At 43.7% G+C, this 300-nt stretch carries 1 protein-coding gene; it reads left to right on the plus strand.

Features of this window, described 5'->3' with window-relative positions:
* The coding region (locus AAEY68_RS20825; protein ID WP_350586800.1) for a zinc ribbon domain-containing protein at positions 1-298 on the plus strand (298 nt) is incomplete at its 5' end.
* Positions 299-300: the final 2 nt, after the last annotated feature.

A 300-nucleotide genomic window follows, 5' to 3' on the forward strand; every position in this document is an offset into this window, starting at 1 on the left:
TAAACTCTATCACGAGATTGGCAGGTTTGAAAAATCCACTGGGGTTTGTTCTGAATGCGGCCAACATCATGTTTTAACATTGAACGACAGAAATTTCACATGTACGGCTTGTGAAACTAACCAAAGCCGAGACTTGTCAGCGGCTAAAAGCATAGCAAAAACAGGTGAATTAGATTTGATTGCGGCTGGGATCGTCGCAAGGGTTCCCCCCACATCTCAGCAGAAATCAGCCATTAAAACGAAAGTCTTCGAGCTATCGAAGTTTGCTGTTGGAACTGAGAAAAAAGAAGCAGCCTAGTC

The organism is Pseudoalteromonas sp. RB2-MNA-CIBAN-0110 (assembly GCF_040309305.1).
In the GTDB taxonomy this organism is placed as follows: Bacteria; Pseudomonadota; Gammaproteobacteria; order Enterobacterales; family Alteromonadaceae; genus Pseudoalteromonas; species Pseudoalteromonas arctica.